Genomic DNA, 210 nt, shown 5'->3' on the forward strand with positions numbered 1-210 from the left:
GCTGTAAAAGATGCACAAGCACAAGCCGCTAAATCTGCTGCCACTGCTGCTGGCCTGTCTGCCACTGTTAGCCAGTTGCGCACCGAAGCAACAAAGCTTGTCGCCCGCCTGGACGCCGCAAAGCACACCTCAGATCTTGCCGCTGCCGTCAGAAGCAAAACAGCCGGAGCCGACGCCGCAGTGCTCGCCGACATGCTCGGACGCCTTGCA

Annotated in this window: 1 protein-coding gene; it reads left to right on the forward strand. The window is 60.5% G+C overall.

The features are described from left to right. Positions 1–210 (forward strand): DUF2514 family protein (locus OGY18_RS04225; protein ID WP_286551980.1); only part of this gene is annotated, 210 nt, incomplete at both ends.

Origin of the sequence: Citrobacter sp. Cpo142 (assembly GCF_030332425.1) — a bacterium.
Lineage (GTDB): Bacteria > Pseudomonadota > Gammaproteobacteria > Enterobacterales > Enterobacteriaceae > Citrobacter > Citrobacter portucalensis.